We start from the raw sequence: 14,693 nt of genomic DNA on the forward strand, positions 1-14,693 counted from the left end.
TCGAAAACGGCGGCAATTATACCCGTGTAAGCCAAATAGGCAATGATACACGTCAATAAATACCCGGGATAATACCTAAGTCTGTAACTAACGCGTGCTGGCCCTCAGACCAGCACATTAGATAGTAGAGGTTAAATCTGTCTTAACGATGACAGATAGTGGCAAACCGGGTGAAATAATCGGGGAAAGTTTTGGCTGTACAACCGGGATCGTTAATTGTAACCGGCGTATCACTTAAGGATACCAGTGAAAAACACATGGCAATACGGTGATCATTATAGGTATCAATGGCTGCATGTTGTAATGTAGCGCCTGGCGTTACCCGAATATAATCGTGCCCCTCTTCTACTTCCACACCAAGCTTGCGCAGCTCCGTGGCCATTGCTAATAACCGGTCGGTTTCTTTTACACGCCAGTTATAAATGTTGCGGATACAGGTTTCACCTTCAGCAAATAACGCGGTAGTAGCAATCGTCATGGCTGCATCAGGAATGTGGTTCATATCCATGTCTATCCCTTTAAGCGGCGCACCATGAATAACGATACTGTCGTCAAACCATTCCACTTTCGCGCCCATAGCTTCCAGCACATCAGCAAAACGAATGTCGCCCTGTATGCTTTGCTTGCCAATGCCCGTTACTTTAACGGTACCACCTTTAATAGCGCCAGCCGCCAGAAAGTAAGAGGCGGATGAAGCATCCCCTTCCACCATAAAGGTTTCAGGCGCTACATACTGCTGACCCGCTTTAATCACAAAACGCTGATAATCCTGGTTCTCTACCGATACACCAAATTTGGCCATGGTATCCAAAGTAATGTCGATGTACGGCTTGGAGACCAACTCGCCTTTAATCGAGATTGTCGTATCTTCAGCGAATAACGGCGCCGCCATTAACAGCGCAGTCAAAAACTGGCTGGATACACTGCCATCTACCGACAGTTCACCACCCGTCAACTGGCTGCCGTTAATTTTAAGCGGCGGATAACCGGCATTTTTTAAATACTCAATATCTGCACCCGCTTCCCGTAACGCATCAACCAGGTCGCCTATGGGACGTTCTTCCATACGAGGTTCACCGGTAAGTTCAACGGTCACATCAGAAGCGGCCAGCGCAGCGCATAAAGGGCGCATCGCGGTACCGGCATTCCCCAAAAACAGACTTAGTGGTTTTTCAACAGCAAAAGCACCGCCCAAACCAGTGACTTTACACGCTGTTTTATCTTTGCTCAGACTGTACTCAACACCCAGTAATTTGAGCGCATCGAGCATATGGCGGATGTCGTCACTGTCGAGCAGGTTAGTCAGGCGGGTTTCGCCCTTTGCCAACGCCGCCAGTAATAAGGCCCGGTTAGACAGACTTTTTGAGCCCGGCACGTTGACGGTACCGTCGATTTTTTTGACCGGCTGTAACGTTAACTGCTCTGCACTCATGCGTGATGCTCCTCGAAGTCCTTCATAAAGCTTACCAGGGCTTCTACCCCTTCAATAGACATAGCATTATAAATGCTGGCACGCATCCCCCCTACTGAGCGGTGACCTTTAAGGGACATTAAACCGGCTTCTTTGGATTTTTCCAGGAACACTTTATCCAGCGCCGGATCGGCCAGATGGAAAGGTACGTTCATAATCGAGCGGTTTTCCGGATGCACGTTGTTTCGGTAAAACGACGAATCATCAATGGCTTTATACAGTGTATCCGCTTTGTGCTGATTGAGGCTGGCCATAGCTTCTACACCACCCTGTGCTTTGAGCCATTTAAATACCAGCCCCGCCAGATACCAAGAAAAGGTAGGCGGTGTGTTATACATGGAGTCATTTTTGGCCATCAGTGCGTAATCGAAAATCGACGGCGTGCTCTGGCGGGCCTTGCCTACCAAATCTTCACGTACAATCACTACAGATAAGCCAGACGGACCAATGTTCTTCTGCGCACCGGCATAGATAATACCGTATTTGCTCACATCCACCGGCCCAGACAAAATATTCGACGACATATCTGCGACCAAAGGCACATCACCGGCCTCCGGCAACCACTTGTAGGCAATACCATCTACGGTTTCATTCGGGCAAAAATGCAGATAAGCCGCGCGTTGGTCGATGTCGGCAGCTGCTGGCTTCGGCATAAACTGATAACCGTTATGATCGACGACCTCGCCAATCACTTTGGCATTATTATACTTTGACGCTTCTGCTACCGCGCCTTTAGACCAAGAGCCACTCACCAAATGCAGAGAGATATCATCCTGATTTGAAATATTTAGCGGAACCGCAGCAAACTGCCCGCGCCCGCCGCCTTGCAGAAACAGGACCTTATAGTTTTCCGGCACGTTCATCAGATCGCGCAGATCCTGTTCGGCCGTAGCGGCAATTTCGATAAAGTCTGCACCGCGATGACTCACTTCCATCACCGAGCAGCCACTGTCACGCCAGTTAATAAATTCCTGTTGTGCCTGCGCCATCACTGCGGTCGGCAGCATGGCCGGGCCAGCACTAAAATTGAATACGTTTTTCATGAGCTTCTTAAATACTGTCAGGAAGCACTATTACATACCAGCAATCTTACGACTGGAGGAATAATGCTTTCATACACTAAAAAACAAGCGGCACTAAGAGCCGCTTGCGATGCTTGTTGTATCCTTTAACGCAGGATTATTCGTCTGTCGTTGACTCATCTGCGCCGTCTTGTGCGGCGTTGGTATCGACGGCTTCTGCTTCGCCGCCTTCGTCTTCGATTAATTCGGCGTCTTCGATTTCTTCAATGCGTTGTAATGCAACCAGTTGCTCGTTGTCACCGGTACGGATCAGTCTCACCCCCTGGGTGTTTCTCCCAACGGTAGACACTTCACTCACCCGGGTTCTTACCAGCGTGCCCGCATTACTGATTAGCATGATTTCGTCGTTTTCATCTACCTGTACCGCACCAACTACCTTGCCGTTACGGTCTGAGACTTTAATTGACACAACCCCCTGGGTTGCGCGGCTCTTAGCCGGGTAATCTTCCAACGGCGTACGTTTACCGTAGCCGTTTTCGGTGGCGGTCAGTACCGCACCCTCACCACGAGGCACAATTAACGACACCACTTTCTGGCCATCAGGCATCTTAATACCACGCACACCTGTCGCAGTACGACCCATCGGACGCAACGCTAGCAGTTCTTCACCGGTTTCCGGATCCAGTTTAACGGCGCCGGTTTCAGAATCGCGCAGCTTCTCATTAAAGCGTACGACTTTACCGGCATCAGAGAACAGCATGATGTCGTCGTCACCATGGGTAATAGCAACCCCAATCAGTTCGTCACCTTCATTCAGGTTAACGGCGATAATACCGCTTGAACGAGGACGAGAGTACATGGTCAGGCTGGTTTTCTTCACCACACCGTTGGCAGTTGCCATCAGGACAAACTTGTCTTCTTCAAATTCTTTAATGGGCAGAATCGCGGTGATACGCTCATCATCTTCCAACGGCAGAATATTGACAATCGGACGACCACGGGCATTACGGCTGGCCAGTGGCAACTGATATACCTTCAACCAGTACAGTCGACCGCGGGTTGAGAAACACAGGATGTGATCGTGAGTATTGGCAACCAGCAGTTTCTCGATGAAATCTTCGTCTTTCATCTTGGTGGCTGATTTACCGCGGCCACCGCGACGTTGCGCCTCGTACTCTGACAGTCTCTGGTATTTCACGTAACCTTCATGAGAAAGGGTTACCACCACTTCTTCACGTTCGATCAGGTCTTCTAAATCAATATCGTGGCTGGCCGCCGTGATTTCTGTACGGCGTTCATCACCAAACTCGTCACGTACTTTTTCCAGCTCTTCGCGAATCACTTCCATGAGACGCTCAGGACTGCCCAGAATGTGAAGTAACTCAGCAATCAGCTCAAGCAGTTGCTTGTATTCGTCGAGGATTTTATCGTGTTCAAGACCCGTTAATTTATGTAAACGCAGGTCAAGAATGGCCTGAGCCTGTTGCTCAGTCAGGTAATATTTGCCATCACGAATTCCAAATTCAGGCTCCAGCCAGTCAGGACGCGCGGCATCATTACCGGCCCGTTGCAGCATCTCTGCTACATCACCGAGCTCCCAACCAGAAGCCACTAACGCTTGTTTCGCTTCTGACGGACTTGGTGAGGCTTTGATCAGCTCAATCACCGGATCGATGTTAACCAGCGCAATGGCCAGGCCTTCAAGGATATGCGCGCGGTCACGCGCTTTACGCAGCTCGTATACCGTTCTGCGGGTAACCACTTCACGGCGGTGTAGAACAAATGCTTGCAGAATTTCTTTTAGGTTAAACACTTTTGGCTGGTTGTTATCCAGCGCCACCATGTTAATACCAAATACGGTTTGCATCTGGGTATTGGCATACAGGTGGTTAAGCAGGACTTCAGCCGACTCGTTGCGTTTTACTTCAACAACGATACGCATACCGTCTTTATCAGACTCGTCGCGCAATGCAGAAACGCCTTCAATACGTTTTTCTTTAACCAGCTCGGCAATCTTCTCGATTAAGCGGGCTTTGTTTACCTGATACGGAATTTCCGTAACGATAATAGTCTCTTTACCGTTGTCTTCGGTTTCGATTTCAGCACGGGCACGCATGTAGATTTTACCGCGACCAGTCCGGTAAGCATCAACAATGCCTTTTCGACCGCTGATTAATGCAGCAGTTGGGAAATCCGGACCTGGAATGTATTCCATTAACTGATCGACATCCAGGGATGGCTCGTCAATTAAAGCAATACAACCGTTCACAATTTCGGTGAGGTTATGCGGTGGAATGTTAGTTGCCATCCCTACAGCAATACCCGAAGACCCGTTTACCAGCAGATTAGGAATTTTAGTTGGTAATACGTCCGGGATGTGCTCTGTGCCATCATAGTTAGGCACAAAATCTACCGTTTCTTTGTCTAAATCAGCAAGCAGCTCGTGGGCAATTTTTGCCATGCGCACTTCGGTGTAACGCATTGCAGCGGCGGAGTCGCCGTCGACCGAACCAAAGTTACCTTGTCCGTCAACCAGCATGTAGCGTAAGGAGAAAGGCTGCGCCATCCGAACGATGGTATCGTATACGGCAGAATCACCGTGAGGGTGATATTTACCGATGACGTCACCCACCACACGGGCAGACTTTTTATAAGGTTTGTTAAAGTCATTCTTCAACTCATTCATGGCAAACAGTACACGGCGGTGTACTGGTTTTAAGCCATCACGTACGTCGGGCAGCGCGCGCCCAACGATAACGCTCATCGCATAATCCAGATACGACGTTTTGAGCTCTTCCTCTATATTAACGGGGAGAATTTCTTTGGCGTTATCAGTCATAAACTGCTTGGTCCCTTATTATAAGTTTGTCGCAATCCTGCAGATACCTGACGATCCTGCGCCCGGATCCCCTTAGATCACGCATTGGGGGTCTTCTAATTAACCAATGAGTTTATCACCCAAATCAGCATTTATGTAGTGATTAATGCATCCTTACCTTCACTTATTTCCTAAGCGTTTAATTTTTGCGCGATTGCCAAACCAGGTCGTAAATAAGCCATGTGCAGATTGCCAATTTGCGGTAATGTAAAGCGGATTTTGAACTTCAGGTAAGATAAAAACTCACGCTCATGACAGAAACACAGCAAAATGTAGATCAAACGGAAATCGACAAGTTTTCTGAAATCGCAGCCCACTGGTGGGACCCCCTAGGGCAGTTTAAACCTTTACATGCCATCAACCCGTTACGCCTTTCCTTTATAGAGGAAACATGCGAAGGGGTATTCGGCAAAAAGATTCTCGATGTAGGCTGTGGCGGCGGCATTCTTGCGGAGTCGCTGGCACAACGCGGGGCCGAGGTTATCGGTATAGATATGGCCAGTGCCTCGTTGGAAATTGCTCAGCTACACAGCCTGGAAACGGGTGTTAAAGTGGATTATCGCTGCGTGAGTGTTGAAACCCTGGCCGCCGAACAGCCCGAATCCTTTGATGTGGTAACCTGTATGGAGATGCTTGAGCATGTGCCCGACCCGGCTTCGGTTATCAGTGCCTGTGCCAAGCTGGTAAAACCTGGCGGCAAGGTGTTCTTCTCTACATTAAACCGTAATCTTAAAGCCTATCTGATGGGCATTCTGGCAGCGGAATATGTATTACAATGGGTGCCGAAAGGTACGCATCAGTACCAGCGCTTCCTGAAACCGTCTGAGTTAATGAAAATAGCCGATCAGGCGGGATTGTTTACCCGAGCAGCCACCGGTTTGCATTATGATCCCTTCAATCAGGCGTTTGTACTATCCGATCGGAACGTTGACGTCAACTATATTTTGCAATGTGAAAAATCTTGACGACACACAAGATATAGTGTCCTGATTTTTAATTGAGCACTATATATCGCATTTTTATAAAAATTAATTATTCGGAATAAATTGTTTTAAGCGATCGCAAAAAAAATCTAAAGTGCTTGCATTCAGTCAAATATTGCTTTGTTCAAACGTAAAAGGTTAGTCAATACTAACCTTTTGCCGGCCTTCATTTGATCGCTGAATTAAGCACCAGATATTGGGTTGCATTAAAGTCAAAACCTCACTATCTTGTGTTTATCCGATAGCAGTCTTGTTTAAAAAATCGACTGATGTAGGTATTTCTCAGGCGGAATAAACATTCACGGATCGGAGTGATCGCCAATGGATCCCTTCGAAATTAATAATTTAAAACAAATTGGGCAGTGCAAACTTGCCCCGCGAATAGCGCTAACTGACATACGGCCACAAAAATGAATGACAATTTATCAGTCACCAAACGCAATGGTGAAAAAGAGCCCATTGATCTGGAGAAAATTCACAAAGTTATTACCTGGGCAGCAAAGGGACTCAACAATGTCTCTGTTTCACAGGTAGAAATTAAAGCCCACATTCAGTTTTACGACGGTATCAAAACCGCCGAGATCCATGAAACCCTAATTAAATCAGCGGCGGATCTTATCTCAACTGAAGCTCCGGATTACCAGTATCTGGCAGCACGTCTGGCGATTTTCCACTTACGTAAAAAAGCGTTTGGTGAATTTGAGCCACCTAAGTTGTTTAACCATGTGGCCCGTATGGTCGATATGGGTAAATACGATACTCACCTGTTAGAAGACTACACACCGGAAGAATTCGCCGAGATGGATAGCTATATCGATCACTGGCGTGACATGAATTTCAGCTATGCGGCCGTTAAACAGCTGGAAGGTAAATACCTGGTTCAGAACCGTGTCACTGGTGAGATCTACGAAAGTGCTCAGTTCCTGTATATTCTGGTAGCGGCCTGTTTGTTTGCCAACTACCCGAAAGAGACTCGTCTGCAGTATGTGCGTCGTTTTTACGATGCCACATCGACTTTTAAGTTGTCTCTGCCTACCCCGATCATGTCGGGTGTGCGTACCCCTACCCGTCAGTTTAGCTCTTGTGTATTAATTGAAACCGGCGATAGCCTTGATTCAATCAACGCTACCGCCAGTGCGATTGTTAAATATGTGAGTCAGCGCGCTGGTATAGGTGTTAACGCTGGACGTATTCGTGCACTGGGTAGCCCGATTCGCGGCGGTGAAGCCTTCCATACTGGTTGTATTCCTTTTTATAAGTACTTCCAGACAGCGGTTAAGAGCTGCTCTCAGGGCGGTGTTCGTGGTGGTGCAGCAACGCTGTTCTATCCGTTATGGCATATGGAAGTTGAATCACTGCTGGTACTGAAAAACAACCGTGGTGTAGAAGAAAACCGTGTGCGCCACCTCGACTACGGCGTTCAGTTTAATAAGCTGATGTATCAACGCATGATGAAAGACGACTACATCACGCTGTTCAGCCCATCTGACGTGCCTGGCCTGTACGACGCTTTCTTTGCCGATCAGCCTAAGTTCGAAGAGCTGTACGTTAAGTACGAGCAGGACGAGTCAATCCGCAAAAAACGCATTAAAGCCATGGAATTGTTTGGCTTGTTTATGCAGGAACGTGCCAGCACCGGCCGTATTTATCTGCAGAACGTGGATCACTGTAATACGCACAGCCCGTTCGATCCGAAAGTGGCGCCGGTTCGCCAAAGCAACCTGTGTCTTGAAATCGCGCTGCCAACCAAGCCGCTCGAACACGTTAACGACGAAAATGGTGAAATCGCGTTATGTACGCTGTCTGCCTTTAACTTAGGCGCCATTAAATCACTGGATGAGTTTGAAGAACTGTCTGACCTGGCCGTTCGTGCACTGGACAGCTTGTTAGATTATCAGGATTACCCGGTACCGGCCGCTTACAATGCCACTATGGGTCGTCGTACACTGGGCATTGGTGTGATTAACTTTGCTTACTACCTGGCGAAGAACGGCGTGAAGTACTCAGACTTCAGTGCCAACAGCCTGGTGCATAAAACCTTTGAAGCCATGCAGTATCATCTGCTTAAAGCGTCGAACAACCTGGCGAAAGAGAAAGGCGCATGTCCTAAGTTTAACGAAACCACGTATTCGCAGGGCGTACTACCAATCGATACCTATAAGAAAGACCTGGATGCAGTATGTAATGAGCCACTGCACCTTGACTGGGAGAGTCTGCGTAAAGACATCGTAGAGTATGGCTTGCGTAACTCTACACTGTCAGCACTGATGCCATCAGAGACCTCATCGCAGATCTCTAATGCCACTAATGGTATTGAGCCGCCGCGCGGCCATATCAGCGTTAAGTCCAGTAAAGACGGCGTACTTAAGCAGGTTGTACCGGAATATGAGCGCTTGAAAGACCAGTATGAACTGCTGTGGGATATCCCGTCTAACGATGGCTATCTGCAGCTATGCGGAATCATGCAGAAGTTCGTCGATCAGACGATTTCAGCCAATACCAGCTATAACCCGTCTAAGTATGAGAATGGCAAGGTACCGATGCGATTGTTGCTTAAAGACCTGCTGACCGCCTACAAACTGGGGGTTAAAACGCTGTATTACCATAACACCCGTGACGGTGCTGCCGATGCCCCGGTTGAAACAACTACCGCCGCAGCAGCCAAACCAGCCGCTCAGGAAGTCGTGATTGAAGACGACGACGATTGCGCCGGTGGTGCTTGTAAAATATAACCATTGTTCATTTGCCCGGCGCCTGCCGGGCTTCTTATTGCGCTAGTGAAGTGATAATAAAACATGAAATACACCACGTTTAATCAGCAAAATGTGAATCAGCTCGATGAGCCGATGTTTTTTGGTAACCCGGTTAACGTAGCCCGTTACGACCAACAAAAACACCCCATTTTTGAAAAGCTCATCGAAAAGCAAATTAGCTTTTTCTGGCGCCCGGAGGAAGTGGATGTCACCCGTGACCGGGTCGACTTTCAAAAACTGACCGAGCCAGAAAAGCATATTTTCATTTCTAACCTGAAATATCAGACACTGCTTGATTCGGTGCAGGGCCGCAGTCCTAATATCGCATTCCTGCCGATTATCTCGTTGCCAGAACTGGAAACCTGGGTAGAGACCTGGTCGTTCTTCGAGACGATCCACTCTCGCTCCTACACGCATATTCTGCGGAATCTGTTTACTGATCCGAGCAGCATTTTTGAAGATATCGTGGTGAACGAAGAAATTAAGCGTCGTGCAACGGATATCTCTAAGTATTATGACGACCTGATTTATGCTACTCAGCTATGGCAAACTCAGGGCGAAGGGATGTATACCAACGATGGTCAGCCCTACCCGGTTAACATGCGCGAGCTGAAGAAAAAGCTGTATCTGTGCATGAACTCGGTAAACGCATTGGAAGCCATTCGGTTTTATGTATCCTTTGCCTGTACTTTCGCGTTTGCTGAACGTGAGCTCATGGAAGGTAATTCCAAAATCATCCGCCTGATTGCCCGCGATGAAAACCTGCATCTTACCTCCACGCAACATATTCTGAATCTGTGGGCCAAAGGGAAAGATGATCCTGAAATGGCTGAAATCGCGCAGGAATGCGCCAATGAAGCAAAAGAAATCTTTATGAAAGCGGTAGAGCAGGAAAAGCAATGGGCTGAATACTTGTTCCAGCATGGTTCTATGATTGGCCTGAATAAAGAAATTCTGTGTCAGTATGTTGAATACATTGCTAACCAGCGTATGGCGGTTATCGGCATGGGCCAGCCCTATGAAGTAACGTCTAATCCGCTGCCATGGATGAATAGCTACCTGATCTCCGACAACGTTCAGGTAGCACCACAGGAATCAGAATTAAATGTTCACAGGCTAAAATCCCCGTTAAATTGCTATGATGAACCATCGAAGTTGGCAGCATAAGGGAGTTTTGACAGATGAAATTTAGTACCTTCAACCAAGTAAAAAATAATCAACTAATTGAGCCAATGTTTTTCGGAAATCCTGTTAACGTTGCTCGCTTTGACCAACAAAAACACGCAATCTTCGAAAAAATAACTGAAAAACAGATCTCATTTTTCTGGCGTCCAGAAGAAGTAGATGTATCTAAAGATCGTATCGACTTCCAAAAACTTTCAGATGCAGAAAAGCACATTTTCATATCCAACCTGAAATATCAAACTTTACTCGACTCGGTACAAGGCCGTAGTCCAAATATTGCGTTCCTACCTATTGTTTCAATACCTGAGTTGGAAACATGGATCGAAACATGGTCGTTCTTTGAAACTATCCACAGCAGGTCGTACACACATATTTTGCGCAATGTTTTCTCAGATCCAAGCCCAGTTTTTGATGACATCGTTGAGAACTCTGAAATTCAAAAAAGAGCAACAGATGTATCTAAATATTATGATGATCTGATTTTTGCCACACAACTCTATCAAACACGAGGAGAAGGCGTATTTGAAGTAGATGGGGACATTCACGATATTACGTTGCGAGAATTAAAAAAGAAACTTTTCCTGTGTATGCAATCCGTAAATGCCTTGGAGGCAATACGCTTTTATGTCTCTTTCGCATGTACATTCGCTTTCTGCGAGCGGCAGTTAATGGAAGGAAATGCAAAACTACTTCGCTTAATTGCACGAGATGAAAACCTTCATCTTAGTTCGACTCAACACATAATTAATTTATGGTCGAAAGGTAAAGACGATCCTGAAATGGCTGAAATTGCAGAAGAACTGAAGCATGAAGCTACTCAGATTTTTGTGAATGCAGCAAATCAAGAAAAACAATGGGCTGAATATCTATTCCAATATGGCTCTATGATTGGATTGAACAAAAATATTCTTTGTGAGTACGTTGAGTACATTGCCCACATGCGAATGAAAGCCATAGGATTAGATTCTCCTTTTGAATCCAAGTCAAACCCTCTGCCATGGATGGACAATTATTTGATATCTGATAATGTACAAGTGGCCCCTCAAGAGTCAGAGATAGCATCCTACGTTATTTCTCAAATTGATTCGGAAGTTGCATCATCAGACTTTGATGATTTTGACTTATAGAAATTGTCAAAAATTATCAAATGTAAGACAGTAAATGGCACTAAAAATGTGCCGTTTATTGAAGGCTCTACAATTCTCGAAAGTCTAGAAGCAGCACAGTTACCGACTAATTCGCATTGCAGAGATGGCTTCTGTGGTGCATGCCGCTGTAAGTTAGTATATGGGGAGATTAACTACACAGTAGACCCTCTTGCCTTTATCGATGACGACGAGATCTTACCCTGTTGTGCAATAGCTATTTCAGATATAAATATTGAACTTGAATAATTCACTATAGTCGTTGGAAATTAATTTCCTACGACTATAGTGAATCAGCAAGCGAAGCGCGGTAGATAGACTCGGGTTCTACCCAGATTTTACGGACACATCCATAAAGAGGCATACTATGCCTGAAAGGAGTGTCTATGACCAAACGAAGAAAGTATTCCCCAGAGTTTAAACGCGAAGCGGTGTTACTAGCACAGCAGCCTGATGCCAGTTGTCGTCAGATTGCATTGGATATCGGTATCAATCCCAACCTCCTGAGTCGCTGGAAGCGTGAAGCTGAGCAGTCCAAAGATAAAGCAAGCATTTAAAGGCAGCGGCTCCCCTCGTGATGAGGAAATGGCAAGACTGAAACGCGAACTTGCCAAAGTTAAGAAGGAACGGGATTTTTTGCGCGAAGCGGCAACGTTCTTCGCCAAAGAGTTACCGTAAGGTATCTGGCGATATCGCGGTGCCGCGAAGCCTTCTCTGTTCGTCTTATGTGCCGATGTCTGAACGTCTCTCCCAGTGGTTATTACGCTTGGGTGGAGCGTCAACCGAGTGCGCGAGAACGGGCAAACGCAAAACTGCTAAAGCGAATGCGCGAAATCCATGACGACAGTGGCGGCATTATTGGTGCGCCTCGTATGCACGAAGACCTCCTGGCTGAAGGGATAAAGGCAAGTTTAAATCGTGTAGCCAGGTTGATGGCTGTGAATGGACTTTATGGTTGGCCGCGTAAGAAGGGCCGAGGTGCAAAGCGCAAATCAGTGCGACCACTTGGACTATCCAACCATTTAAAACGTGACTTTTACGCCTTTGAGCCAGAAACCAAATGGGTGACCGATATCACCGAGGTCGGCACGCTGGAAGGAAAGCTCTATCTGTGTGTCGTGCTGGATCTGTTCAGCAAACTCATTGTTGGCTGGTCGATGCATCATCGTCAGGACCGTTACATGGTGATGCGAGCTGTTGAGATGGCCGTATGGCAACGCCAGGAACAACATAACGTGATCCTGCACTCTGATCGCGGTACACAATTTACCAGTGGCGATTATCAGCGACTGCTGAAGCAGAAAAATTTAACCAGCAGCATGAGCGCCGTTGGACATTGTGCAGATAACGCGGCCTGTGAAGGGTTCTTCGGCGTGTTGAAACGTGAACGCATCAACTACCGACAGTACCGAACAAGAGACGAAGCCAGAGCAGATATATTTGATTATGTTGAACGGTTCCATAATCCGAGAATGAGACGTAGACTTGCTAATCAAGACAACAAGTTTACGTCTTTATTAAACCGTCCGTAAAAACGGGGTAGAACCCCTCTGTATTTCCGATATCAAGTGGATAATAATACGCAGCAAGAATAGGTTCGATTGATATTCAATTTAGAGCTTAAATGAAAGCCTACTCACTCTACGAGTACGCTTTATTTAGTTAGACTTGACAGTCAAAGATGATGCATCATCGGTTTCAACCAGCAGCATTTTATAAACACCTTCTCCATATTCATTGACCGTACTGTTTGTGAATATGTAGTTTTCACTAAATTTCGATAAATTTTGATAACTCTCAGTAGCTTCCGCATCACCAGTAAACGTAACAACACATATTTTATTGGCGCACGAGAAGCGTTCAGAGTGCGTAGTATCGGCGTATTCTTTATAAAAATAGTCGCTCAGTTTGTTTTTTCGCGAAACAGACTTTTCATTGGTGCCAACTTCATCCAATGCATCCATTATTTCATTAAAGTCTTTTGCCTTAAAAAAATTATCCAGCCCGCTTTTTAACAAATGCCCATCTTCATTAACAAAGTGATCTTCCGCACTTTCAATAGAATTAAAGGCATCACCCCACTTTATTGCATTTTCATCGGTAGATTCAGTTAGATTCTTTTGCTCTCTGTCTTGGGCGGTAGTCGATTCATCTTTGTCCTGAGAAATCAACATAACATCTTGTTCTTGCGTTTCGTTTGTCTCTATTTTTGTAGCAGAGAGCGCTGACATGTGCTTTTGTCTTTCTAATTTGGATTGGGCATGCTCACTTGTCGAATTGGAATTCTGAGTGGGATTAGAAGGGGATTCCTGATCATACAGAATGTAACTGACACAACCTATTAGAGCAATAACTACAACAGAATATGATAAAAGTGCTTTTTTTGTCATGATATGAATCATTCCTTGAGTTTTCATACATAAAGAGCGTAGTGGATAACTAGGCTCAACAATAATTCACGTTTTTAATCGCTACTTAAAAAGTACAGTGAACCTGTCCACCACCGCAACAGCTCAACTTAACAGTTCCGTCGTCGAAAATCTCTGCCGTCATTTGCCCCGATGTACAAGTGCACGAATACGCGTTGACACTGGTAGCCAAAACTAATGACGCGATGAACATACCTACTTTTGTAACTTTTTTCAAATCTCCTTATCAATATATATAGCCAACTTACCTCGTTAGCATATTTAGGCTACTATTGTTTATCGTTCCGTTTGTTTTTCAAATTATTGCGATTATAAATTAAACTAAATTATCTATAAATCAAAATCTTTAGTCTTTTTGTTTCGTTTAACCGACAGTAGTTCTTGCTCAATACGAGCCTGCCAAGTTATCCTCATTTTTTCAGACTCTTTCAGTCTATCTACCCTATCTGTTCCTGCAAGTGCTTGTGAGTATTCAAGGTAAGTACGTTGTGATTCTGAACTAATATGACCCAACTTGTCTTTGGGATGAATCCGATCAGCAGATTTTGCAACGTTTGGATTATTATTCAATTTAAGTTGTGTTTCATACTCATTTTCTGATTCTTCGATAGCGAATAGGTGTCTGAAAACATGAAGCCGCCTTACGGTGTGGCCATCCAAGTTTTTTCGCGTAGTTGCTGATTCTTTTAAACAGATATTGCTTTTTCATATCTGATCCATTTCGATTAATAAACAACGCCCCAGACCATTTTAGTGAAAGTTGATTTTCCTTTAAAAATGGATCCAATGAATCATTAATGAATAAGTAAATTTTAAGAGCTAGAGAA

At 45.7% G+C, this 14,693-nt stretch carries 10 protein-coding genes and 1 pseudogene; 6 read left to right on the forward strand and 5 right to left on the reverse strand.

All coding sequences use genetic code 11. The features are described from left to right. Window positions 1-142 precede the first annotated feature (142 nt). From aroA to gyrA, 3 genes are all read right to left on the reverse strand, one after another. Entirely contained in the window at window positions 143-1,432 is a 1,290-nt protein-coding gene (gene aroA / locus AC2T0J_RS19120; RefSeq protein WP_489807335.1) for a 3-phosphoshikimate 1-carboxyvinyltransferase, read from the reverse strand. Further along, window positions 1,429-2,514, reverse strand: a complete 1,086-nt coding sequence (gene serC, locus AC2T0J_RS19125) for a 3-phosphoserine/phosphohydroxythreonine transaminase (RefSeq protein WP_489807336.1) — start codon at window positions 2,512-2,514, stop codon at window positions 1,429-1,431. The genes aroA and serC overlap by 4 nt, the downstream gene beginning before the upstream one ends. 136 nt (window positions 2,515-2,650) lie before the next feature. Then, window positions 2,651-5,332: a DNA topoisomerase (ATP-hydrolyzing) subunit A gene (gene gyrA, locus AC2T0J_RS19130; RefSeq protein ID WP_489807337.1), complete on the reverse strand. Its 2,682-nt coding sequence runs from the start codon at window positions 5,330-5,332 to the stop codon at window positions 2,651-2,653. A gap of 290 nt (window positions 5,333-5,622) precedes the next feature. On the opposite strand from gyrA, the gene ubiG reads away from it, so the two are divergent. The 6 genes and pseudogenes from ubiG to AC2T0J_RS19160 all read left to right on the forward strand — a co-directional run bounded on the left by ubiG (window position 5,623) and on the right by AC2T0J_RS19160 (window position 12,980). Continuing rightward, entirely contained in the window at window positions 5,623-6,336 is a 714-nt protein-coding gene (ubiG, locus tag AC2T0J_RS19135; protein WP_489807338.1) for a bifunctional 2-polyprenyl-6-hydroxyphenol methylase/3-demethylubiquinol 3-O-methyltransferase UbiG, read from the forward strand. A 428-nt stretch (window positions 6,337-6,764) separates the two neighbouring features. After that, window positions 6,765-9,086 carry a class 1a ribonucleoside-diphosphate reductase subunit alpha gene (gene nrdA / locus AC2T0J_RS19140; protein ID WP_489807339.1) on the forward strand — a complete coding sequence of 774 codons (2,322 nt, stop codon included), beginning with the start codon at window positions 6,765-6,767 and terminating at the stop codon, window positions 9,084-9,086. A 63-nt stretch (window positions 9,087-9,149) separates the two neighbouring features. Then, window positions 9,150-10,274, forward strand: a complete 1,125-nt coding sequence (gene nrdB / locus AC2T0J_RS19145) for a class Ia ribonucleoside-diphosphate reductase subunit beta (protein WP_489807340.1) — start codon at window positions 9,150-9,152, stop codon at window positions 10,272-10,274. A 14-nt stretch (window positions 10,275-10,288) separates the two neighbouring features. Next, window positions 10,289-11,419: a class Ia ribonucleoside-diphosphate reductase subunit beta gene (gene nrdB, locus AC2T0J_RS19150; protein ID WP_489807341.1), complete on the forward strand. Its 1,131-nt coding sequence runs from the start codon at window positions 10,289-10,291 to the stop codon at window positions 11,417-11,419. Between the two features lie 48 nt (window positions 11,420-11,467). After that, entirely contained in the window at window positions 11,468-11,686 is a 219-nt protein-coding gene (gene yfaE, locus AC2T0J_RS19155) for a class I ribonucleotide reductase maintenance protein YfaE (RefSeq protein WP_489810372.1), read from the forward strand. 137 nt (window positions 11,687-11,823) lie between these two features. After that, window positions 11,824-12,980 (forward strand): annotated as a pseudogene (locus AC2T0J_RS19160) (IS3 family transposase). Window positions 12,981-13,095: 115 nt separating this feature from the next. Here the strand turns inward: AC2T0J_RS19160 and AC2T0J_RS19165 are convergent. Together AC2T0J_RS19165 and AC2T0J_RS19170 are read right to left on the reverse strand one after the other, a co-directional pair. Next, a complete protein-coding gene (locus AC2T0J_RS19165; RefSeq protein WP_489807342.1) occupies window positions 13,096-13,827 on the reverse strand; it encodes a hypothetical protein in 732 nt (243 codons plus the stop codon). 369 nt (window positions 13,828-14,196) lie between these two features. Continuing rightward, window positions 14,197-14,526 carry a hypothetical protein gene (locus AC2T0J_RS19170; RefSeq protein ID WP_489807343.1) on the reverse strand — a complete coding sequence of 110 codons (330 nt, stop codon included), beginning with the start codon at window positions 14,524-14,526 and terminating at the stop codon, window positions 14,197-14,199. Between the last annotated feature and the right edge of the window lie 167 nt (window positions 14,527-14,693).

This window comes from Alteromonas sp. ISO5 (assembly GCF_058105165.1).

Excerpts from the sequence above, each read along its gene's own strand:
- gyrA (WP_489807337.1), bottom strand. The coding sequence starts at position 5,332 with ATGACTGATAACGCCAAAGAAATTCTCCCCGTTAATATAGAGGAAGAG.
- serC (WP_489807336.1), bottom strand. The coding sequence starts at position 2,514 with ATGAAAAACGTATTCAATTTTAGTGCTGGCCCGGCCATGCTGCCGACC.
- AC2T0J_RS19165 (WP_489807342.1), bottom strand. The coding sequence starts at position 13,827 with ATGACAAAAAAAGCACTTTTATCATATTCTGTTGTAGTTATTGCTCTA.
- ubiG (WP_489807338.1), top strand. The coding sequence starts at position 5,623 with ATGACAGAAACACAGCAAAATGTAGATCAAACGGAAATCGACAAGTTT.
- nrdB (WP_489807341.1), top strand. The coding sequence starts at position 10,289 with ATGAAATTTAGTACCTTCAACCAAGTAAAAAATAATCAACTAATTGAG.
- aroA (WP_489807335.1), bottom strand. The coding sequence starts at position 1,432 with ATGAGTGCAGAGCAGTTAACGTTACAGCCGGTCAAAAAAATCGACGGT.
- nrdB (WP_489807340.1), top strand. The coding sequence starts at position 9,150 with ATGAAATACACCACGTTTAATCAGCAAAATGTGAATCAGCTCGATGAG.
- nrdA (WP_489807339.1), top strand. The coding sequence starts at position 6,765 with ATGAATGACAATTTATCAGTCACCAAACGCAATGGTGAAAAAGAGCCC.